The sequence below is a fragment of the Streptomyces sp. NBC_00370 genome (assembly GCF_036084755.1).
Lineage (GTDB): Bacteria > Actinomycetota > Actinomycetes > Streptomycetales > Streptomycetaceae > Streptomyces.
Genome location: NZ_CP107968.1, coordinates 7,344,024 through 7,366,001 on the forward strand (window position 1 = coordinate 7,344,024; position 21,978 = coordinate 7,366,001).

Annotated in this window: 15 protein-coding genes and 1 pseudogene; 4 read left to right on the top strand and 12 right to left on the bottom strand. The window is 70.4% G+C overall.

Annotation, left to right across the window (positions count from 1 at the left end; translation table 11 throughout):
- Positions 1–169: 169 nt before the first annotated feature.
- From OHS57_RS32555 to OHS57_RS32585, 7 genes are all read right to left on the bottom strand, one after another.
- Positions 170–2,689: a glycoside hydrolase family 2 protein gene (locus OHS57_RS32555; RefSeq protein WP_328584224.1), complete on the bottom strand. Its 2,520-nt coding sequence runs from the start codon at positions 2,687–2,689 to the stop codon at positions 170–172.
- 67 nt (positions 2,690–2,756) lie between these two features.
- On the bottom strand, positions 2,757–3,644 hold the full coding sequence (locus tag OHS57_RS32560; protein WP_328584225.1) for a carbohydrate ABC transporter permease: 888 nt from the start codon (positions 3,642–3,644) through the stop codon (positions 2,757–2,759).
- On the bottom strand, positions 3,641–4,645 hold the full coding sequence (locus tag OHS57_RS32565) for a carbohydrate ABC transporter permease (protein WP_328584226.1): 1,005 nt from the start codon (positions 4,643–4,645) through the stop codon (positions 3,641–3,643). Before OHS57_RS32565 ends, OHS57_RS32560 begins: the two co-directional genes overlap by 4 nt.
- A gap of 183 nt (positions 4,646–4,828) precedes the next feature.
- The gene (locus OHS57_RS32570; protein ID WP_328584227.1) at positions 4,829–6,145 is read right to left on the bottom strand and encodes an extracellular solute-binding protein; all 1,317 of its coding nucleotides are present in this window, start codon (positions 6,143–6,145) and stop codon (positions 4,829–4,831) included.
- Positions 6,146–6,439: 294 nt separating this feature from the next.
- Positions 6,440–7,879 carry a glycosyl hydrolase gene (locus OHS57_RS32575; protein ID WP_328584228.1) on the bottom strand — a complete coding sequence of 480 codons (1,440 nt, stop codon included), beginning with the start codon at positions 7,877–7,879 and terminating at the stop codon, positions 6,440–6,442.
- 180 nt (positions 7,880–8,059) lie between these two features.
- On the bottom strand, positions 8,060–9,073 hold the full coding sequence (locus OHS57_RS32580) for an ROK family protein (RefSeq protein WP_328584229.1): 1,014 nt from the start codon (positions 9,071–9,073) through the stop codon (positions 8,060–8,062).
- A gap of 71 nt (positions 9,074–9,144) precedes the next feature.
- Positions 9,145–9,891: an alpha/beta fold hydrolase gene (locus OHS57_RS32585; RefSeq protein WP_328584230.1), complete on the bottom strand. Its 747-nt coding sequence runs from the start codon at positions 9,889–9,891 to the stop codon at positions 9,145–9,147.
- A 171-nt stretch (positions 9,892–10,062) separates the two neighbouring features.
- Between OHS57_RS32585 and OHS57_RS32590 the strand changes: the two genes are divergently transcribed.
- Positions 10,063–11,694, top strand: coding sequence for a carboxylesterase/lipase family protein (locus tag OHS57_RS32590; RefSeq protein WP_328584231.1), 1,632 nt, complete (start codon positions 10,063–10,065; stop codon positions 11,692–11,694).
- Positions 11,695–11,984: 290 nt separating this feature from the next.
- The gene (locus OHS57_RS32595) at positions 11,985–13,037 is read left to right on the top strand and encodes a LacI family DNA-binding transcriptional regulator (RefSeq protein ID WP_328584232.1); all 1,053 of its coding nucleotides are present in this window, start codon (positions 11,985–11,987) and stop codon (positions 13,035–13,037) included.
- Positions 13,038–13,075: 38 nt separating this feature from the next.
- Here the strand turns inward: OHS57_RS32595 and OHS57_RS32600 are convergent, their stop codons facing one another.
- The 5 genes from OHS57_RS32600 to OHS57_RS32620 all read right to left on the bottom strand — a co-directional run bounded on the left by OHS57_RS32600 (position 13,076) and on the right by OHS57_RS32620 (position 19,895).
- The gene (locus OHS57_RS32600) at positions 13,076–13,633 is read right to left on the bottom strand and encodes a hypothetical protein (RefSeq protein ID WP_328584233.1); all 558 of its coding nucleotides are present in this window, start codon (positions 13,631–13,633) and stop codon (positions 13,076–13,078) included.
- A 192-nt stretch (positions 13,634–13,825) separates the two neighbouring features.
- The gene (locus OHS57_RS32605; RefSeq protein WP_328584234.1) at positions 13,826–16,114 is read right to left on the bottom strand and encodes a glycoside hydrolase family 3 N-terminal domain-containing protein; all 2,289 of its coding nucleotides are present in this window, start codon (positions 16,112–16,114) and stop codon (positions 13,826–13,828) included.
- Between the two features lie 139 nt (positions 16,115–16,253).
- The gene (locus OHS57_RS32610; protein ID WP_328584235.1) at positions 16,254–17,585 is read right to left on the bottom strand and encodes an MFS transporter; all 1,332 of its coding nucleotides are present in this window, start codon (positions 17,583–17,585) and stop codon (positions 16,254–16,256) included.
- A gap of 158 nt (positions 17,586–17,743) precedes the next feature.
- Positions 17,744–18,397 (bottom strand): hypothetical protein, encoded by a 654-nt coding sequence (locus OHS57_RS32615; protein ID WP_328584236.1) that lies wholly within the window; start codon positions 18,395–18,397, stop codon positions 17,744–17,746.
- 43 nt (positions 18,398–18,440) lie between these two features.
- Positions 18,441–19,895 carry an alpha/beta hydrolase gene (locus OHS57_RS32620; protein ID WP_328584237.1) on the bottom strand — a complete coding sequence of 485 codons (1,455 nt, stop codon included), beginning with the start codon at positions 19,893–19,895 and terminating at the stop codon, positions 18,441–18,443.
- Between the two features lie 223 nt (positions 19,896–20,118).
- Here OHS57_RS32620 and OHS57_RS32625 point away from each other — a divergent pair.
- Both OHS57_RS32625 and OHS57_RS32630 read left to right on the top strand, forming a co-directional pair.
- Positions 20,119–21,296, top strand: a pseudogene (locus tag OHS57_RS32625) (sensor histidine kinase).
- The gene (locus OHS57_RS32630) at positions 21,297–21,974 is read left to right on the top strand and encodes a response regulator transcription factor (RefSeq protein WP_328584238.1); all 678 of its coding nucleotides are present in this window, start codon (positions 21,297–21,299) and stop codon (positions 21,972–21,974) included.
- Positions 21,975–21,978 lie beyond the last annotated feature (4 nt).

The following is a 21,978-nucleotide window of genomic DNA, read 5'->3' on the forward strand; positions in this document are numbered from 1 at the left end:
GGGAGGAACGAGCGGCGGTCCCGTCGGGGCTTTCACCGGGAACTGCCGCTGCCAGACGAGACATTGGCAGCGGCGGCAGTCCGTGTCAATGAGTTCGGCAAGGGCCGTGGGACGCGGGGCGGGCCGGGTCCGGTGGCGTCCGAACCCGGCCCTTGCCGGTTTTCCCGGCTTACGACACCCGGTCGCCGACCGGGTCCGACGCGTGGGCGGCGTTGACGCAGCGCAGCGCTGACGACAGGGCCTCCGTGGCTTCGGCGTTCCAGCCGGTGACCGTGAACTCGACGCTCTCTCCCGGGAGCAGCGTCACCAGGCCGCGGTCGGTGCGGGCGTCCGGGTGCAGGCGGTCGGCCTGCAGCAGCAGGTCCCGTACGAGGGTGTGCGCCGTGACCCGCACCCGTGCGTCGTCGCCCTCGGAGATGACCTGGGTGGTCATCTCCGCGACCGGGTAGTCGAAGGAGTGGTCGGGCACCGCGAAGTGCACGGCGCGCAGCCCGTCCGCGTCCGCGACGACGAACTCGCGCCGCGGATCGCCGGGTACCGCCAGCCGGTCGGGGAGGTCGAGCAGGACGACCGACCGCGGCGCCACCTCGACGGGGACGTGGTGTTCGGCGACCGCGCCGCCGTGGGCGTCCACCTGGCGCACGCGGGCCTGGCAACTCCACTGCTCGCCGCTCTGGTTGACGGCCGCCAGGACGAGACGTCCGTCCCGGGTCTGCAGTGTCAGCAGCCGGTCGGCGTAGAGGCGTTTCAGCTCGTGGTAGAGGGGCTTCTCGCGGCCGTCCCCGTCGATGGCGGCCCACGAGGTGACGGGCCAGCAGTCGTTGAGCTGCCACAGGATCGTGCCGGCGCAGCGCGGCCAGTGGGAGCGCCAGTGCTCGACGCCGGTGGCGACGGCCCGCGCCTGGTTGAGCTGGGTGAGGTAGTGCCAGGTGTCGAAGTCGGCGGGCGGCGCGAAGTGGTGGGCCAGCCCGCGGTCCAGCTTGCCGTTGCCGTCCTCGGCCTTCTGGTGATGCAGCATGCCGGGGGAGTCGGGGGTCAGCGGCCGGTCGCTCAGCGCGCGGCGCAGCGTCGCGTACGCGGGCGGGGCCTGCCAGCCGAACTCGGCGACGAACCGGGGGACTTCGTTGAGGTAGCCGGTGTAGTCCTCGCGGTTCCACACGTCCCACGAGTGGGCCGTGCCGTGCCCGGGGTCGTTGGGGTGCACCTCCCACGAGCCCGACCAGGGGCTGCCTGCCCAGTAGGGCCGGGTGGGATCGGTCTCGGCGGTGATACGGGGCAGCAGGTCGAGGTAGTACGCCTCGCCCCAGGAGGCCCCGGCGAGAGCCGGTTCCCAGTCCCAGTCCTTGAAGCCCCACAGGTTCTCGTTGTTGCCGTTCCACAGCACGAGGGACGGGTGCGGCATCAGCCTGACGACGTTCTCGCGCGCCTCGGCCTCGATCTCGGAGCGCAGGGGTTCGCCCTCGGGGTAGGCCGCGCAGGCGAACGGGAAGTCCTGCCAGACCATCAGGCCGAGCTCGTCGCAGATGTCGTAGAAGGCGCGGTCCTCGTAGATCCCGCCGCCCCAGACCCGTACCAGGTCGACCCCGGCGGCCGCTGCCTGCTCCAGCCGCCGCCGGTAGCGCTCCGGTGTGACGCGGGACGGGAAGACGTCCTCCGGGATCCAGTTCACCCCCCGGGCGAACAGCGGCGTTCCGTTCACCACCAGGGTGAAGGCGCTGCCGTGCTCGTCCTCGCCGGTGTCGAGTACGACGGTACGGAAGCCGACGTTGCGCTCCCACATGTCCAGGCGCTCGGCCCCTTCGGCGTCGGCGAGGGTGACGGTGCAGGGGTAGAGATGCTGCTCGCCGTATCCGCGGGGCCACCACAGCTCGGCGTCGGGGACCTCGGCCCGCAGCGTCAACTGGTCTGCTCCCGGGGGGAGTTCGCCGTGTACGGAGACGCCCGCGACACCCGAGACGCCCGCGACGCCCGCTACGTCGAGACCGAGGCGCAGCCCGCGGCCGGTCCCGCCGGCCGACCGCTCGACGGTCACATGGACGGAGACGACTCCCGTGCCGTCCTCGCGGACGGTGACCTCCGGGCGGACCTCCGCGAGCCGGGCCGTGGACCAGCGCTCCAGCCGGGGCCGGCGCCAGATGCCCGCGGTGACGAGGGTCGGCCCCCAGTCCCAGCCGAACGAGCAGGCCATCTTGCGGATGAACGGGAAGGGCTCGGGGTACGGGCCCGGCCGATCGCCCAGCAGCGCGCGGACGCGCTCGGCCTCCTGGTAGGCCGAGGTGAAGGCCACCGTGAGCGGCGCCGGACCCGAGTCGAGCGCCTCGGTGACGTCGAAGCGGTACGAGCGGTGCATGTTGCGGGTCCGGCCCAGCACCGTCTCCCCGACGCGGATCTCGGCCACGGTGTCGAGGCCGTCGAAGACCAGGTCGGTGCGCTCGTGGCCGCCTCCGTCGGCGGGCAGTTCGGTGCGGTAGGTCCAGTCGGCCCGGCCCACCCAGGCCACGTCGGTCTCGTTGGCGTCGAGGAAGGGGTCGGGAATCAGGCCCGCGGTCAGCAGGTCGGTGTGCACACAGCCCGGCACGGTCGCGGTGACGGGTCCGGCCGCCAGTACCGGCGGCGCCTGCACGGGGAGGTGCCTGGAGGTGTCCAGGCACAGGGTCCAGCCGCGGGTGAGCGGCGTGCTGACCTTCATACGGTCTCCTTGGGCCCGATGGGGGCTCGGCTGTAGAGGGCGGTGCGTGTTTTTCGGTGCGGTGGAGCTACTTGGTGGCGCCGGAGGCGAGACCGTTGTAGATGAAGCGCTGCAGCGCGAGGAAGACGACCAGGCTCGGGATGATCACCAGTGCGGCGCCCGCCGAGATGACCTCCCAGTGGGCGCCGTAGGGGCCCTTGAACCGGAACAGTGAGGTCGAGATCGTGCCGAGGCTGTCGTCCGGCATGTACAGGAAGGGAATGTAGAAGTCGTTGTATATCGCGACCCCCTTGATGATCACGACCGTGGCGGCGGCCGGTCTGAGCAGCGGCATGATGATGCGCCAGTAGATCGTGAACGAGTTCGCGCCGTCGATCCGGGCCGCCTCGTCCAGGGAGACCGGGATGGAGCGGATGAACTGCAGGAAGATGTAGATCGACACGATATCGGTGCCCATGTAGAGCATGACAGGTGCCCACCGGGTGTCCATCACCCCGAGGTTGTTGACGATCTGGTACGTCGCCACCTGGGTGGTGACGCTCGGCACCAGCGACGCGACCAGGAAGAGCGTCATCACCAGCTTCTTGAACCGGAAGTGGAAGCGGTCGATCGCATAGGCGGTCATCGAGCCGATCAGTACGGTACCGAGCACGGAGAAGAAGAGAATGAACGTGGTGTTCCACAGGGCGCGCAGCATGTGCCCGTCGGTGAACGCGATGGCGTAGTTGTGGAAGTTCAGCCAGTTGTCCGGGGCGGCGAGCGCGCCGCCGCCGGCCATCTCCTTGCTCGTACGCAGCGAGGTGAGCAGCACAGCGGCCAGCGGCACCAGGACGACCGCACTGGCCAGCACCAGCGAGAGGTACTTCAGGAACACCGCGACCCGGCCGCGCACGGGCGCCGCCCGCCCGGGGGAGCGCGGGGCCCGCGCCACGGCGGGAGCGTCGAGTGCCGTCATGACTGTTCCACCCTCTCGTCGGGGAACAGCAGGCGCTGGACCCAGGTCACCAGCAGCACGATCGCCAGCAGCACGACGGCGGCTGCCGAGGCGAGCCCGGTCTTGTTGAAGTTGAAGGCGAGCTTGATCGTCTGGATGACGAAGGTCTCGCTGTTGTTGGAGCCGCCGGTCATGATGAACGGGATCTCGAAGACCGACAGCGACCCGGAGATGGCCAGGATCACGCTGAGGCTGATGATCGGCCGGATGCTCGGCGCGATGACGTAGCGGAACTGCTGCCAGCGGCTCGCCCCGTCCAGCGCCGCGGCCTCGTACAGCTGCGGCGGGATGGACTGGATGGCGCCGATGAACAACACCAGGTTCACGCCCATGAAGCGCCACACCGACACGCCCGCGAGCGAGGTGTTGACCAGGTGCGGGTCGCTCAGCCACAGGTGCGGCCCGGCGCCGAACCAGCCGAGCACCGTGTCGAGGGTGCCGCCGGGCTGGAAGAAGTACAGGAACACGAAGCCGACGGCGACTCCGTTGATCAGGTAGGGGAAGAACAGCACCCCCTTGAACAGGTTGCGCAGCCGGGTGTTGAAGCTGAGGACGGTGGCGAAGTACAGGGCCGCGCAGATCTGTACGACCGAAGCGCCCAGGTAGAACAGGCTGACCCAGAACACCTGGAACAGCTGCGGCCGGGTGAACAGGTCCGAGTAGTTCGACAGTCCCACCCAGTTGCGGACCGGGCTGATGCCGTCCCAGTCGGTGAAGCTGTAGCCGAACATGTCCACCACGGGCAGCCAGGTGAACACCACCAGCAGCGCGAGCGGCGCGAGCAGGTACAGCCACGGGGTGAACCACCGGGCGCCGCCCTTCCCGCGCCGCGAACCCGGCCGTCGGGGCCGGTTCTCGGCGGGGGAGCGGGCCGCGTCCGGCGGTACGGCGCTGGCGGGAGACGTGCCGGCGGGAGGCTTGCGGGCGGGAGGCGTACGGCCTGCGGTCCGCGGTGCGCTCATGGGGTCCTTCTTCCGGTCGCCGCGTGGCGGGGCGGCAGGTCTGTGTGCTGGCGGGGGGACGGTCGCCCGCCCCTCCTGTTGCGAGGGCTGGGCGCGCCCTGGGGTGCCGCTGCTCCGGTCCGGCCGGCGCCCGGATCGGTCGGTGCCAGGCCGGGCCGAAGCAGCGGCGTGGGTCATGCCCGGTCAGCCGACGGTGCCTTGGGCGTCGGACCACTTCTTGTTGAGGTCCTTGAAGATGCTGTCGATGTCCCCGCCCGCGGCGCCGCGGGCGACATCGACGATGTGCTGCGGGTAGTCCTGGTTGTTCAGGCCGATCTCGGACGCCTTGTCGATCTCGTCGACCGTCGCCGTCTTGCCGTACGCCATGGGGACGAACGTGACGCCGGCGTCCTGGAAGGGCTTGAGGTCGGCGGGCAGCGCCGAGCCCTTGACCGACGAGATGGACAAGGCGGCCTGTGCGTCACCGGACTTGTTGATGAACCAGTCGATCCAGGCGCGGGCGGCCGGCTTGTTCTTGGAGTGCACGTTGATCGCGTACTGGTAGTCCGGGCGGACGACGGAGCAGAAGTGCCCGTCCTTCTGCGTCGGGAAGGGCATGAAGCCGATGTCGTCGGGGTTCTTGCCGGCCGCCTTCGCGGCGTCCCGCATCTGCACCACGGCCCAGGAGCCCAGCCACATGGCGCCGATCTTGCCGGAGCCCATCAGGGCTTTGGAGTTCTCCCAGTTGGTGGTGTTGGGGTCGGTCTCCGAGAGCTTCTCGTGGACAATGCCGTACAGCAGGGTGTCGACGGTGTTGAGGTCCTGGCCCGCCGCCCAGGGCTCCTTCGTGTCGGCGAGCTTGTCGTTGGCGGCGGGGTCGCAGCTGGGCGAGCCGAGGGCGTTGCCCCAGTTCGTCATCGGCCAGCCGTCGTGGTAGTTCGTGTAGTACGGCGTCGCACCGGTCTTGGCCTTGACGGCCTTCAGATCGTCGATGAACTGCTGAGGTGTGGTGGGCCAGTCGGTGATCCCGGCCTGCTTCCACACGGCCTTGTTGTAGACGAAGCCGTTGGCGGTGCCGATGTTGGCGATGCCGTAGACGTTCCCGCCGACGGTCGCGTGGTCGGTGAAGTCGTAGGTCTTCGACAGGGCGGCGGAGCTGCCCAGCGGGGCGAAGAACGTCGGATACTGCTTCAGCGGAACCGAGTTGGGGATCGACAGCACGTCCCCGTAGTTCTTGCTGTTGAGCCGGATCTTGACGTCGCCCTCGTAGTCCGTGAGGCCCTGGAACTTCACCTTCACGTGCGGGTAGACCTTGTTGAAGGCCGCCGCGTACTTCTTGGCGGTGCCGTCCTGCACCTGGTCGGTACGGTTGGTGAGCACCGTGATCGTGCCGGTCACCTTCGAGGGGTCGGCGGGCACCTTCACCACGTCGGTGGACGCGGCGCCGCCGCCTCCCCCGCCGCAGGCCGCCAGGACCATGGTGAGGACCACGCCGGTGGCCGCAAGGACTGTTTTTCGCATGCCGATCCCACTCCCTGTTGCTGAACGAAAGGGCGCCGCACTGCATGCCGCGCAGCGACGGACGTCTCGTCGTCGAGGGCGAAGCGGCTGATGGTTGCTCAACGTAGACGGAACATCCGCACGTGTCCATAGAACGGTCTAGTTTTATGTAAGCATTTCGCGCTCTACAAGCCTTCACTGAATGTGCTAAAACGCACCAGTACATTATCGTGGTCGACCACCGCCGTTCCCCCGACCGCGATCAGGGGAACGGCGGCACGCCTGTGGGGTGTTGGGTGTTGGGTGCGTCTGGTGTCAGGTGGGGAGGTGCCAGGTTTGCCAGGGGTTGGTGTTGCGGTCGTAGATCTGGAGGCGGGTGCTGTTGGTGGTGTTGCCGCCTGGGGCGTCGAGGTAGCGGCCGGACTGGGGGTTCTTGAGGTGTCCGTCGGTCTCGGTGGTCCATTGCTGGGCGCCGGAGCCGTTGCAGTCCCAGAGCTGGATCTTCGTACCGTTGGCGGTGCCCTGTCCGGTCACGTCGAGGCACTTGCCGAGGGCGCGGATGGTGCCGTCCGTGCCGACCGTCCAGGACTGCGCGGTGCCGCCGTTGCAGTCGTACAGCTGCACCGCCGTGCCGTTCGCACTGTTCGCCTCGGCGACATCCACGCACTTACCGCCCACACCCGTGATCGCACCCGTACGGGCACCGTCCGGAGGAGACGTCGGCGAACTGCCCGTAGGAATCGTGAACTGGCCCTGGCTGAGCACCCGGGAGGAGTTGAACGTCGCCTGCAGGCCCGAGGCGGAGTTCGCCGAGGTGAGGTACTCGGACCAGATCATGAACCAGGCCCACTGCGGCTGTGAGGCGAGCTGTGCGGCCGTCGGCACCGTGCCGACCTCGGCAAGCGAAATGGGCTTGCCGTGTGCGACGTTGAGCATGGCGTTGTACCAGTCGCCACCCGGCCAGGAGTGCACCCACGGGTCGAGGCTGGCGACGTCCACGGAGGAGTCACCGGGGTAGAAGCCGGAGACGCCTCCGGAGCCGCCGTTCTGGTCGGTGTCCTTGATGTTCCACACCCAGACGATGTTGGTCAGGCCCTTGGAGACCAGGTAGTCGTGGGTGATCTGGAACAGCTTGGCGCTGCCGTTGGCGCCGGAGCGGCCGCCCCACCACGCCCAGCTCTCGTTCATCTCGTGCAGCGGCCGGAACAGCACAGGTATCCCCGCGTCCTTGAGCTGCTGGAAGTACGGCACGGCGGTGTCGAGCTTGGCCTTGTACGCGTTGTTGAGCGAGGTGCCGTTCGTGATCAACTGACTCCAGTCGGAGTCCGACAGGCTGGCGCCGTTGATGCCGCCGTCGAATGCGCAGGTCGCCACGTCAGGCCGGCACATGTGCCACGTCAGGGAGACCAGCGAGCCGTTGGCCCACTCGGTCTTGGCCTGGTTGATCAGGGTCTGGCGGTTGGCCACGTCCGAGGCGGTGAAGCCGAGTTCGCCGCCCCACAGGCCCGGCCACTTGCCGGTGATCGAGTGCGCCTGTGCGGTGTACTGCGAGGGGTTGCTCAGCGGCTCCTTGTTGTGGACGCCACTGATCACGTGATTGCCGCTGATCTGATGCAGATAGTCGATGACGGCGGCCGGCGTCGAGGCGCCGGCCGCTGACGCCGGGGACGGCGACGTGGCCAGCCAGGCCGCGGCGGCCAGTGGCAGTGCGGCCAGCAGAGCGGTCGTCCTACGGGTGAAGAGCTTCGGTCTCAATGGGGAGCCCTCTCATGCGTGCGGTGGGGGTGAAACGCTGCATGCGCGGCCTGCTCGAATCAGCAACATCCCGCGGCTGCGCGTCACTGTCACGCTCTATCCATGTCGGGATCGACGCCTGGAAGTTAGAACGCGTACATGACAGTGTCAATGGATTGGACAGCCCGGAAGTAAAACGTGCTAGTGACGCGGGGCGATTCCGCTTGCCCTGGGATCGGCCGCGATCGGACCGGCTCCGATCAGGCCGGCCCCGATGAGTCCGGCGTCGGCCCGTAGCGCCGCGCGCTCGATGCGGACCCCTGCTGCGAACGGCAGCGTCGCGTAGGACGCGAGGTGGCGGCGCAGGGGCGGGAAGAGTACGTCGTGGGCCTCGGCGACGCCGCCGCCGATGACGGCCACCTCGATCTCCACCAGAGTGGCCACGGCGGCGACGGCGGCTGCCAGAGCGCGGGCGGAGGTGTCGAAAGCGGCAAGGGCGACGGTGTCGCCCGCGCGGGCGTCTGCCGCGAGCGCGGCGCCGTCGGCGGTTCCGGAGGGCCGCCAACCGGCCTGCAGGGCCCGGCGGGTGAGGGAGGTGCCGCTGGCGAGCTGCTCGACACAGCCCCGGGACCCGCACGCGCACGGATCTCCCAGCAGGTCGACGGTGATGTGGCCGAGGTGGCCGGCGTTGCCGGTGGGGCCGTTGCGTACCACGCCGTCCATGACCAGTCCGGCACCCACTCCCGTCGACACCACCATGCACAGCGCGTCCCGGCAGCCGCGCGCGGCGCCTTTCCGGTGCTCCGCGGCCGTCATGGCGACCGCGTCCCCGCACAGCGTCACGGGCAGCCCGGCCACGGCCGGCAGCTCCATGACCCGCTCGACGAGCGGGAATTCACGCCATCCGGGGATGTTGACGGGGCTGACCGTGCCACGGGCGATGTCGACCGGGCCCGCGCTGGCGATGCCGAGCGAGATCACCCGGGCCCACTGCGGCAGCGCCGCCAGCTCGGCCAGCACCGCCCGTACGGCCAGGAACACCTCCTGGGGGCCGCCCGCGGGAGGGGTGCCCTGCTGGGAGCGGTGCAGGACGGTTCCCTGTCCGTCGAGTACCGCGCCGGCGATTTTGGTACCGCCGACATCGAGGGCGGCCAGAAGCTGGTCGCCGGTGTGCACGGGAGGCAGGGACAACGCCTCGGGGGATCGAGTGACCATGACTGTTTTCCGTCCGGACGATGATGGGCGGCGCGATGGGTGTGCAGACTGGTACAGCGTTTTACGATCGGTCAGACCCAGCCCGAGAGGGCGGACATGAACCCGGGGAAGTCGTCACGGTGGATCGAGTGGCCCGCGCCGGGTACGGTCCGCAGCTCGAACCCGCGGGCGCGCAGCAGTTCCTGGCCGCCGGGCGGAATACGCTCGCTGGGGTCGGCGAGGAGCACCAGGGAAGGACCGGCCGCCGATGCGGGAAGGCCGGGCGGCGGGTCCAGGACTGTCGGCGTGTCGGGATCCCACAACTCCAGGCACGCCAACTCGTCGTCCACGGCTGCCGGTTCCCATCGCGGGTTGGCCGTGCGGATCTCGTCGCGGGTCGCGTGCTTGTAGGCGCGGGCCGGCGCGAGGTCGTGCGGCTCGCTGCGCCAGGCGGGGTCGCTGTAGACAGCGCGGTCAACTGCCAGGCCACGGTCGACGGCCCGTTCCAGCACCAGGGCGCCCAGGGAGTGTCCGATCGCCACCTCGGCCCTGGACGGGCAGGCGGCTGCCACCGCGCGCGCCATGTCGTCCAGGCCGTACAGCCTGGCGCCGTCCCGGCCGCTGCTGCGGGGACTGCCACCGTGCCCGGGCAGGTCGACACCGACGACCTGGTAACCGCGGTCGGCGAGCGCCGGTCCGACCCGGCGCCAGGTGCGGTGATCAGCCATCATGCCGTGGATCAGCAGCGCCACGCGGTCGCCGGTGCCCCAGGTGTGCGTCGTCAGCCGCATCGTCGTCTCCCGTGGTGAGGGGAAGCAGGCCGGCCGAGCGCCGCCCATCTTTCCTCGAACGTTTTATAGACGTACTGCGGGTGTGGCGTCTACCTTGAACGGCGGATCCGTCAGGCGCCGGCCGAGGGTCGGCGGCGGGCGCCGACCGCGCCGTGCGGTGACAGCCGGCAGTGTGCTGAACGGAGAACAACTCCCGCGTTCCGTCGAGGAGATGATCACGTGTTCCGAGCTTGTCTTCGCCTGCCCTCCCAGCGTCTGGTGGGCGCTGTCCTCGCGGTGGTGGCGGTGCTTGTCGCAACGAGCGCGACGAGCGCGGCTGCGCCGCCGGGCCGTACGCCCGCCGATTCCATCAGGGCTCCCGCAGCGACGGCGCACAGCTCACCGGTCGTCCGGGTTCAGCAGGGTGTTCTGCGCGGCGAAGCGGCCACACCCCGGGTGGACTTCTTCGGTCATGTCCCGTACGCCGCACCGCCGATCGGCGCCCTGCGCTGGCGGGCGCCGCAACCCGCGCAGGCGTGGGACGGTGTCCGTGACGCCTCGGAGCCGAGCCCGGTCTGCCCGCAGACCGAGAACAGCAACGGGCCCCGGTCGGAGACCGAGGACTGCCTGTACCTGGACGTGTGGCGTCCTGACACTCCGGCGGCCCGGGCCGGTCACGCGCCCGTCCTGTACTGGATCTTCGGTGGCGGTGGCATCAACGGCTCGGGCAGCCAGTACCAGGCGGCCGACCTGGCCGCCGAGACCGGCAGCGTCGTGGTGACGGTCAATCATCGGCTGGGCCGGCTCGGGTTCCTGGCACTGCCCGCGCTCGGCCGCGAGGCACCGGACGGCATGTCGGGCCAGTACGGGCTCATGGACCAGGTCGCAGGGCTGCGCTGGCTGCGCGCCAACGCCCGTGCGTTCGGCGGCGATCCGGCCAAGGTGACGGTGGCCGGACAGTCGGCTGGCGGGCGCGCCGTCTGCCGGTTGCTGGCCGTGCCGTCGGCCAGGGGCCTGTTCGCCCGGGCGATCATCGAGAGCGGCGCGTGCGACGCCGGGCCGCTGGGCGCGGCACAGGAGTCGGGGACCACCTTCGCCGCTTCGGTCGGCTGCGACGACGCCGCGACGGCCGTGCGATGCCTGCGCGGCAAGAGCGTCGGCACACTGCTCGACCGGCCCGGCTCGCCCGGTACTCCCACGATCGGCGGGACGCTCCTGCCGCGCGACCCACGACAGGCGATCGCCGCAGGCGACTTCACGCATGTGCCCGTCCTGGTCGGCAACACCCATGACGAGAACCGCCCTTACCCGGGCATCGCCCAGCCCGCCACCGAGGACACCCTGACCGCCTGGGTGCGGCGCTCGTACCCGGAGCAGGCCGACGAGATCCTGGCTTTGTACTCCGGCATGGACCCGGCCGACGCGGCGGGGGCCATCGCCTCCGACCCGGACCGGGTGTGCCGGACGTGGACGATCGAGAACGCGCTCGCGCCACAGACCCGTACCTACGCCTACGAGTTCGCGGACTTCACCGCACCGGCCGAGGACGTCACTCCGGGCTTCGCCTGGGGCGCCTACCACACCACCGAACTGGAATACCTGTTCACCTTCACCCGCAGCGACGGCTCGCGGAAGTTCCTGACCGGGCTGAACCCGGCGCAGGAGCGGCTGGCCCGGGCCATGCGCGCCCAGTGGGGCGCGTTCATCGCGACCGGCCGGCCCGACCCCCGGCAGGGCCGGTGGCCGGCCTACCGCCCGGGGCACCCCGAAGCCCTGCAGTTCCGCCTGCCGCGGTCCGGACTGACGGCCGGTTTCACCGCCGACCATCACTGCGACTTCTGGAACGCGCACGGCCTGATCCGCCTCCAGTGACGCGCGGGAACGTGCGCGTGAGCCTGACATAAAACGGTTGAGTAAACCGTAGGCGTCCGAGGCCGATTTCGAGCGCCTGTACGCGCGCGTCTGCGAGGGGCAGGGCCGCTCTCAAGGCTCCCGACAGGACCCCAGCCCTCAAGGGACACGGGCGACATCGTTTACGATGAGACAATTGCACGTCCGCGGACCGGCGGGGGCTAACCTGAGCTGTCCTCGCACTGGTGCGCTTTACCGCCTGCCACTGCTGAGCCTGGTGCGCGATCGACAACGGGAAGGCGGGATCCCCAGTGACTCAGACAGCAGCCACCGGCAGCGGGCGCAAGGTCACGATCAAGGATGTCGCCCGGCTGGCCGGGGTCTCGCCCTCCGCCGTGACCATCGCGGTGCACGACAAGCCCGGCGTCTCCTCCAAGACCAAGGAGCGGATTCTCCAGGCGGCCCGCGAACTGGGATGGAGCCCGAACCAGGCGGCACAGTCCCTGTCGGGGCGGGCGCTGCACACCGTGGGGCTGGCCATCGCGCGGCCGGCCCGGATGCTCGGCCTCGAACCGTTCTACATGGAGTTCATCTCCGGGATCGAAAGCGTGCTGGGCCGGCACTCCTGCTCTCTGCTGCTGCGTCTCGTGGAACCCGACGCGGAGGTCGAAGTCCACCGGGAGTGGTGGCAGGGCAATCGGGTCAACGGGAGCATCCTGGTCGACCTGCGGGTCGACGACCCGCGCATCCCGGCGCTGTCCTCGATCGGACTGCCGGCCGTTGTGGTCGGCCACCCGTCACTCGCCGGACCGTTCACCTCGGTATGGACCGACGACGCCGCCGCCGTCGTGGAGGCCGTACGGTACCTGGCCGCGCTCGGACACCGCCGGATCGCCCGGGTCAGCGGACCGGCCGAACTGGGCCACAGCGCCATCCGGACCACCGCCTTCACCGACATCGCCCGTGAACTGGGCCTCCAGGCCCGGACCGTGGTCGCCGACTTCTCCGCCGACCAAGGCAGCAAGGCCTGCCGCACACTGCTGCTGTCGGCCGAGCGGCCCACGGCGATCGTCTTCGACAACGACCTGATGGCGGTCACGGCCCTCGGGGTCGCCAGTGAGTTCGGACTCTCCGTCCCGGCCGACCTGTCCCTCCTCGCCTGGGACGACTCCCAGCTCTGCCAGCTCACGCGCCCGACACTGTCGGCCATGCAGCACGACGTCTTCTCCTTCGGCGCCGACGTCACCGAAACGCTCTTCGACGTGATGATGCACCGGGAGCTGACGTCCCACGCGGCACAAGTCCCCAGCCTCGTCCCCCGCGGCTCCACCGCACCACCGCCCCGAACCACGACGCCCAACTGAAGACCGCCCAGGGCGCGTTGCCGGTGAAGCCCGGGGGCCTATTCGTGCGACGGCTCGGTCACGCCCAGATCCGTACGCATCGTGGCGCGCATCGCGGACAGGTCGCGCCAGCCCTGGGTGATCACGTCCCGTACGGTTTCGGCGTCGTCGCCGTCGCGTGCCGTGTTGTGGCTGATACGGGCCAGGGTCCCGTAGACCGAGCCCAGGCCGATGTCGACCCGTCTCACCTTCGGCAGCACCGTGTCCGGCACGGTCATCTGGGCCTCGGCGTACTGGCGGCGGTATTCAATGCGAGCCGTCTCGACCAGGGCCAGCGACTCCTGCGGGTCGTACCCGAGGCGCAGTACATGCGCGTGATCGTTCAGGGTAGCCAGGTAGTGCCGGGCCGCGGTGTTGAACTGCGTGTACACCGACTTCCTGGTCTCCAGGCTCGACTCCAGCCGCTGGGCGGCGAGTTCGGCGAGGCGGTTGGCGTCGAGGCGTTCCCATTCCGCGCGGCGGGAGGCGTCCGCGCGGCGCTGGGTCAGCCACGCCGAACCGAGCGTGCCGCCCACACCCACCACAGCGGCCAGCAGTCCCGCCACAGCGCCGTCCATCAGGCCTCCCTCGTGCCGACTACCGCTTCAGCATTGCGCCTTAGTGTCTCTGACTCCCCTTTCGCGGTCGTTGGAGTCAGCCGGCTCGGCGCGGTCGGAGGCGCGGCATGGCCGAAACGCTGACACGGCCCCGCGCAGAGCCGGGGCCGGTTCCGGGGGCGTGCGGAACCGGCCCTGGACGCGCTTCGGCCGTCAGTCCTTGACGGTGAATCCCGCCCGCAGCAGCGACTCGTCGCGGGACGAAGGGCCGACCAGCAGCTCGAAGGCGCCAGGCTCCACGACGCGTTCGCCCTCCGCGTCCACGAGCGTGCACGCGGCGACCGGCAGGTCGATCAGGACCTCGCGTGACTCACCCGGTGCCAGTGCCACCTGCTGGTACGCCTTCAGCTCCTTCTCCGCCCAGGTCACCGAGGTGACCGTGTCGCTGATGTACGCCTGCACGGTCTCCAGGGCGGGGCGTGTGCCCGTGTTGGAGACGGTGAGCCGGGCGTGGACCGAGTCGTCCGCCGTCAGCTCCGTGGTGCGGATCTCCAGGTCCGCGTACTCGACGGTCGTGTAGCTCAGGCCCTCGCCGAAGACGAAGGCCGGGCGCTGCGTCAGGTCCGCGTAGCGGGTGCCGTGCTGGCCGCGTACCTGGTTGTAGTACGTCGGCTGCTGGCCGGCGTGCCGGGCGAAGGAGATCGGCAGCCGGCCGGTCGGCTCGACGAGGCCGAGGACCAGCTCCGCGACCGCCTGTCCGCCGAGCATGCCGGGGTTGAAGGCGTGCACGATCGCCGCCGCTTCGCGGGCGGACGGCGGCAGGACGAGCGGCTTGGAGCTGATGACCACGACCACCAGCGGCTTGCCGGTCGCGGCGAGCGCGTCGAGGAGGGCGACCTGGCCCCCGACCAGGTCCAGCGTCGCCGTCGACCTGCCCTCACCGACCAGTTCGATACGGTCGCCCACGACGGCGACGACATAGTCGGCGGCCTCAGCCTGTGCCACGGCTTCGGCGATCAGCGTCCCGGACGGATCCGCGGGGACGACGACCTTGGGGCGGGGCTGCCCGTCGGGGAAGAACGCGCCCTCCGGGTCGGCGTCGACGGTGAGGATGTCGGCGCCGCGCGCGTGCGTCACGCTCCAGCCCTCGGGAACATGCGCCCGGAACCCTTCGAGCACGGTCGTGATCATCGCGCGCGGCTGGCCGTCGGGGAGCCAGTCGGCCTGGCCGGACGAGCCGGCCCAGTCGCCGAGCTGGGTCTGGGCGTCGTCGGCGTTGGGGCCGACGACGGCGACGGTGCGCGGCGCGGCATCCGTCCCCGCGACGGCCCGGCCGTCGGCGCCCGCCGTGAATCCGCCCGCCAGCGGCAGGGTGCCGTCGTTGGTGAGCAGGACGAGCGAGCGACGCGCCGTCTCCAGGTTCAGCGCGGCATGGGCCGCGCTGCCGATCACCTCGGCCTGCCGGGCCCGGTCGGGCCTGCGCGGGTCCTCGAACAGCCCGAGTTCGAACTTGAGCGTGAGTATGCGGCGTACCGCCTGGTCGATCTCCGCCTCGTCGAGCTTGCCCTGCTCGACGGCCTCCCGCGCCCCGTCGAAGAACTTCGGCGTCGTCATCACCATGTCGTTGCCCGCGCGGACCGTCGCCGCTGCGGCCTGCGCGTAGTCGGCGTGGATGCGCTGCTCCCACACCATGCGGCCCACGTTGTCCCAGTCGGTGATGAGCGTGCCCGTGTAACCCCACTCGCCGCGCAGCACGTCGTTGAGCAGCCAGTTGTTGACCGTGATCGGCACGCCGTCCATGGACTGGTAGCCGAGCATGAACGTACGGCACCCTTCGCGGGCCACCCGCTCGAAGGGCGGCAGGAACCAGGAGCGCAGCTTGCGCCGCGAGATGTCGGCCTCGCTGGCGTCCCGGCCGCCCTGGGTCTCGGAGTATCCGGCGAAGTGCTTGGCGCAGGCGAGGATCGCCGTCGGGTCGGAGAGCCCTTCGCCCTGGTAGCCGCGGACCATGGCGGAGGCCAACTCGCCGATGAGGTGCGGGTCTTCGCCGAAGGTCTCGCTGATCCGGCCCCAGCGCAGGTCCCGTGCGATGCACAGCACGGGCGAGAACGTCCAGTGCACACCCGTCGCTGCGGCCTCCACCGCGGTCGCTCTGCCGACCTGCTCGACCAGGGCCGCGTCCCAGGTCGCGGCCAGCCCGAGCTGGGTGGGGTAGATCGTGGCGCCCTCCCAGAAGGAGTGGCCGTGGATGCAGTCCTCGGCCACCAGCAGCGGGATGCGCAGCCGGGACTGCTCGGTGAGTCCGGCCGCCTCGACGACGCGCTCGGGGGAGGCATGGACGAGGGAGCCCACATGCATGTCCGAGACGACGTGCACGCCCTCCTTGGCGTTCAACTGCAGCATCTGGCCGATCTTCTCGGGCAGCGTCATACGGCCGACAAGGTCGTCGACCCGCTCGGCGACGGGCAGAGCGGGGTCGAGGTAGAGCGGAGAGGAGGGCACAGGAATTTCCCTTCACGGCGTCTTGATGTGAGGAGTGGGGGACGGACCACGGACTCGCGGGCCGAGCGGTGTCGCACGAGCCCTGCACCCGCGCGTCGTTGCGCGGTACGAGTCCTGGGGCCTGTCGTTCGGACAGGAGCTAGCCGACGGCGTGCCGCGAGCGGCTGAGCGCGGCGATACCGACGGTCGCCACGATGCCGTACAGCGCGGGCGCGAGGAACACGTGGGGCAGACCGAGCGCCGCGACGCCGAGGCTGCCGGTCAGCCCGCCGAGGGCGCTGGCGACGGCGGTCGAGCTCATGAAGACGGCCGAGGCGGTCGCGACGGCCTCGGGCAGCAGGCGTTGGGCGACGATGATCCCGAGGCCGGCGAAGACCCCCCACACTCCGCCCATGAGGACCTGCCCGGCGAACATGCCGGCCGCGCCGCCGGTCAGGGCGAAGCAGAGGTTGGCGCCCACGCCGAAGGCCGCGCCGAAGATCATCAGGCGCATCATGCCGATCCTGCGGGCGACGATCACGGCCACCGGCATCAGGATCAGCTCGATCAGCGGCTGGATGCCGATCACCGCGCCGCTGACGGCCGTCGGCAGACGCAGGTCGTTGTGCATATAGATCGTCAGATAGCCGTACTTGATCGGCTCGCCCGCGTAGACGAGCACGTAGAGCCCGGTGAACGCGAGCAGCGGCAGCATGGCCCGCGTCGCGACGCGCTGTCCCGGGCGTACGACGGGTGTCTCCGTCGGCACCTCGGAGGTGGCCGCGGTCGGCTCGGGGGTGGCCCCGGTCGGCTCGGGGGCGGCTGCCGTCGGTGAGCCGGCGGGTGATCCTGCCGGTGCGCCGGATGGTGCCGGGCGGGTGCGTGCGAAGCCCATGGGGACGATCTGCGCGAGGGTGCACACCCCGGTCGCCACCAGCATCGCGCGCGGACCGGCGGCGGTGGCCAGCAGCGAGCCCGCGACGGGTCCGACGATCCATCCGGCGGTCAGCGCCATCCGCACGATCGAGACGATCCCGTCGCCGACCGGACTGGCGGTGGCCCGCAGATCGTCGTGGACCGCGGCGAACAGCTGCGACCCGGCGGCGCCGGCGAAGGCCAGCACCACGGCACTGATCACGAACGGCATCCACACCTGGTTCGACAGGGCCATGGCGGACCAGCCGATGAATCCCGCCAGGGCGCACAGCCGGAACAGGCCGAGCCGTTTGCCCGTACGGTCCGAGCGGGCCCCGATGAGATATCCGGCGACCGGGGCCGTGATGCTCGTGAGGTAGTACAGGCCGGCCGTGGTCAGCGAGACATGCAGATCGTCGACGAGGAACAGGGTGATCTGCGGCGCTGCGGCCGAGGCGCCGAGACCGGACAGGAACAACGCGACGGTCGCGCCCCGGTAGAGCGGCGAACGCCACACCGACCGCATCGCGGAGGGCGCGACCGCGACGCCGTCGGCAGCGGCGAGTATTCGTGACAAGGCAGGCCCCCGGGAGATCAAGCTCAGAGGCATCACACCGTATCTTCGAACAAACAGAACATCAACGGTGTTCGTTACCTTGCCTTTTGATCAGTATCTGTGTTCAATTTGAGTGCACGACTCTCGGTCTTGCGACGGGTCTCGGTCTTCCTGCGGGGTCAGCCTGCCGCGCCGTCCAGCAGCCGGCTGTAGCGCAGCCGCAGCGCCCGTTCCGTGCTCGCCAGCACACTGGCGACCACGACAGCGCCGTTGAGCCAGGCCGGCAGACGGACGGGCGAGGTGAACGTGCCGATGCGCCGGGCGACGGCGGGCACCTCGGTGAGTGGTTCGGCGACCTGCGGGACGAGCAGGAGCAGAGCGACGAGGAGGACCGCCGCCGAGAGGAAGCCGATACAGCGGCTCAGTGCGGGATACGCGCGGTCGAGGTGCGCGCGGCGTCCTTCGGCGGAGTGAGGATCCGGGACGAGTTGGTGTTCGACTCCATCGGCGGTGACGTAGTGGCAGCGCTTCAGTCCGAAGGTGCTCATCCTCACCTCGATGACGCCGCCCTGGACGGGGAAAGCGGCGGGGACCTTGGAGTGGGCGTGATGCCTGCCGTGCAGGTACAGGTCTGCCTTGTACTCGCCCGTGCCCTGGTCGCCCCACCGCTTGGCGTCCACGGCGTAGACCGTCCGTCGGCCGTCGTTGTGCGGCAGCTCCAGATAGAACAGTACGCGGCTGAGCGACTGCCACCAGCGGAAGCGCTTCAGCGCCCGCCCGTCCCCGGGCTTGACCCGTTTCGCGGTCCGCTCACGCCGCCATTCCTTCAACATCGCCTTCACTTCCGCTACTTGTCGGACATTGCCTTCGTTGCCGCTACGTGCCCGGCGCCGCCGGGCAGGCGAGATCCCGCGTCGGGCGCTGTCCCGTCGTCAGGAATGTGGTCACCGCGTCGTTGGCACACGTGCTGTGGCCGAACGGATAGACGCCGTGTCCGCCTTGGTCGGCCGTCACCATCGTGGCCCGCTTCCCGAATGCCCGCCGCAGCTCCTGGGCGCCGACCAGCGGTGTGCCCGGGTCGCGTTCGTTCTGCACCATGAGCACGTTCGACGGGCCCCGGTCACCGATGCGCACCGGCCGTTCGACCCGCTTGTCCGGCCAGAACGCGCACGGACCGATGTTGGCCGAAGACCCGCCCAGCATCGGGTACTTCACCCGGTCGACCGCGACATCGCGCTGATACTCCCGGACCGTCCCCGGCCAGCGTGAATCGCCGCAAATGACCGCCAGGCGTGCGGACATGAAGTTTTCCATGTTCGGCGGCGCCGGGTCGGGCGGCAGCGGCCGGTCCGTGTCGAGTGCCTGCCAGGTCCTGGCCAGCGTGGGCATGAGCACGTCGCTGTAGAGACTGTCGAACGTGATGCCGCGGAACAGCGTCCCGTCGATGCCCCGGACGGGCTTCGCCTCCAGCCGCTTCGCGAGATCGAAGAACTTCGCCGTCACCTGTGCCGGTGTGTTGCCCAGACCGTATTCGGGGTGCGCGGCGGCGAACGCCGCGAATTGCGGGAACACTTCCTCCATGCCCCGGGCGAACCTCCGCATGGCCGTGACGTCGTAACCGCCGGGGCCCAGGTTGCTGTCGAGCACGATCCGGTCGCCGCGCCGGGGGAACGCCGTCGTGTACACCGCGCCCAGGTACGTGCCGTAGGAGGCGCCCAGGTACGAGATCTTGGGCTCGCCCAGCGCCGCCCGGATCCGGTCCATGTCGCGCGCGGTGTTCGCCGTGGTGATGTACGGCAGCATCCACCCCGTCCGCGAGCTGGCGCACTGCTCGGCGACGGCCCGCGCGTTCCCCGCCTCCCGCGTGACGTCGGCCGCGGTGTGCGCGTACGGCGGGAAGTTGCGGCGCGCCTGCTGCTCCGGGGTCAGATCACAGGTCACCCGCGTGCTGTGGTCCACGCCGCGCGGGTCGAAGCCGATCATGTCGTACGAGTCCCGCACCTGCTGCGGCAGCCCGGAGGCGGCGAGAACGGCCGGGTAGCTGAGCCCGCCGGCGCCGGGGCCGCCCGGGTTGGTCAGCAGTACACCGCGGCGCTTCGAGGGGTGCTCGCTCGGCAGCCGGGAGATCGCGATCGTGATCTGCCGGCCGTCCGGACGGCGGTAGTCCAGCGGGACGTCGAGCGTCGAACACTCCAGTCGGGGTGCGGCGGCCCCTTCCGGGCACGCGCCCCACCGGACGGCGCCGGGGGTCGCCGCCGCCGACACCCCCGGCACCGCGGTCGCCGCCGCCACAGCGGTGGCGACGAGGGCGAGGGACAAGGCTCTCTGCATCTGGGTTTCCTCCGGGCGCGGTTGCCGTGGTCGGACGCGGGCGCCGACGGCGTCGGTGGGGGACGGCCTGGTGAAAAAGTCTGTCCGTCCGGCGCCGCGGTCACATCGGCCCGGCGGCTCGAAGCACCCCCGCCGAAAGTCGAGGAGACGGTCCGACTTTCGGCGGGGTCGCAGCAGCCTCCGGTAGCGCATCGCTCGTACCGTCCGCCGCGATAATGGACGGATGGAAACGGACGTCGCACCACGGCTCGGGGTGTGGCAGCAGACCTGGCGGCCGCGGCGGCGATCGGCGTACCCCTGTGGCTCTACACCGGAGTGCTGCTGCCCCGCGGGCACGCGACCGACGCGGGGTCCTGGTTCATCACCGGCGATCCGCTGCTCGCCGCCGCGTGTCTGACGGCGCTGTTGTGGCGGCGGCGGTTCCCGCTCACCGTCGCCTTCACGGTCGCCGTCGCCTCGACGGCCTCGGCGCTCGCCACCGGTGCCGGGCTGCTGGCGATGTGCTCGATCGGCACGCGCCGCCGGCCCGTGGAGATCGCGGTCGTCGTGGCGGGCTATGTGGGCGCGTCGCAGTTCACCGCCCGGCTCTATGCCATCGAGACCCCGCCCTGGTCGATCTGGCTCCAGCTCGCCCTCACGACGCTGAGCGCGGGCGTCGCGGTGGCCATGGGCGTCGCCGTCGGCGCTCGCCGCGTCGAAGTGGGCTTCCTGCGGGACCGGGCGGAGAGCGCGGAGCGGGAGCAGACCGCGCGGGCGGCGCAGGCGCGGGCCCTGGAACGCAACCGGATCGCCCGCGAGATGCACGACGTGCTGGCGCACCGGATCTCCCTGGTCGCCATGCAGGCCGGCGTGCTGGACCACCGCGGCGACCTGACGGCCGAGGAGAACCGCGTGCTGATCCGTGGCATCGCCGACGGCTCCCACCAGGCGCTGGAAGAGCTACGGGACGTCCTCGGCGTGCTCAGGGCCGACCCCGGCCACCCGGAACCACCGCAGCCCTCCCTCGACCGGATCCCGGAACTGGTCGCCGAGGCCCGCGCGTCCGGGCTGGACGTCACGCTCACCACCACCGTGACGGGGAAACCGCCCGACGCCGTGGGACGGACCTGCTACCGGATCGTCCAGGAAGGACTGACCAACGCCGCCAAACACGCCCCGGGGGCAGCCGTACAGATCGTCGTCGACGGGACCGCCGGCGACGAACTGCACGTCAGCGTGCACAACTCGGCCGCCACCACGACCGTCGCCCAGGCGCCCGCCTCAGGATTCGGGCTGCTCGGTCTGACCGAACGCGTCACGCTCGCCGGCGGAGAACTCAGCCACCACCGCACACCGGACAAGGGGTACGTGCTCGCCGCGCGACTACCCTGGCCGAACCCCACGCACGAAAAGAGAGCATGAGTGGACAGCGAGCGGAAGCTGGTGCGAGTCGTCATCGTCGACGACGACCAGTTGGTGCGGATGGCGCTGCGGCTCGTCATCGGCGGTGAACCGGACCTGACCGTCGTCGCCGAGGCGGCCGACGGGGACGCCGCGATCAGCGTGGTGGCGGAGCAGCGGCCGGACGTCGTGCTGATGGACGTACGGATGCCGCGCCGCGACGGGCTCAGCGCGACCCAGGAACTCCTCGCCCGGCCGGCGCCGCCCCGAGTGCTCATGCTCACCACGTTCGACTCCGACGACCTCGTGCTCGGCGCGCTGCGCGCCGGAGCGCTCGGGTTCGTACTGAAGGACACCCCGCCGGCGCAGATCATCGAGGCGGTCCGGACGGTCGCGAGGGGGAACCCCGTGCTCTCCCCGGCGGCCACGGCGCGCGTGATCGCCGCGGCCACCGGGCCGCAGTCGTCCGAGGCGCGCCGGTCGTCGCGCGAGGCCGCGCGGACACGGCTGTCCACCCTGACCGAACGGGAACGCGACACGGCGGGGGCCATCGCCGACGGGCTGGGCAACGCGGCGATCGCCGTGCGGCTGCGTATCAGCGTCGCCACCGTCAAGGCGCACACCAGCAGCCTGTTCACCAAGCTGTCGGTCGACAACCGGGTGCAGATCGCGCTGCTGGTCCGCGACGCTGAGGAGTGACCGG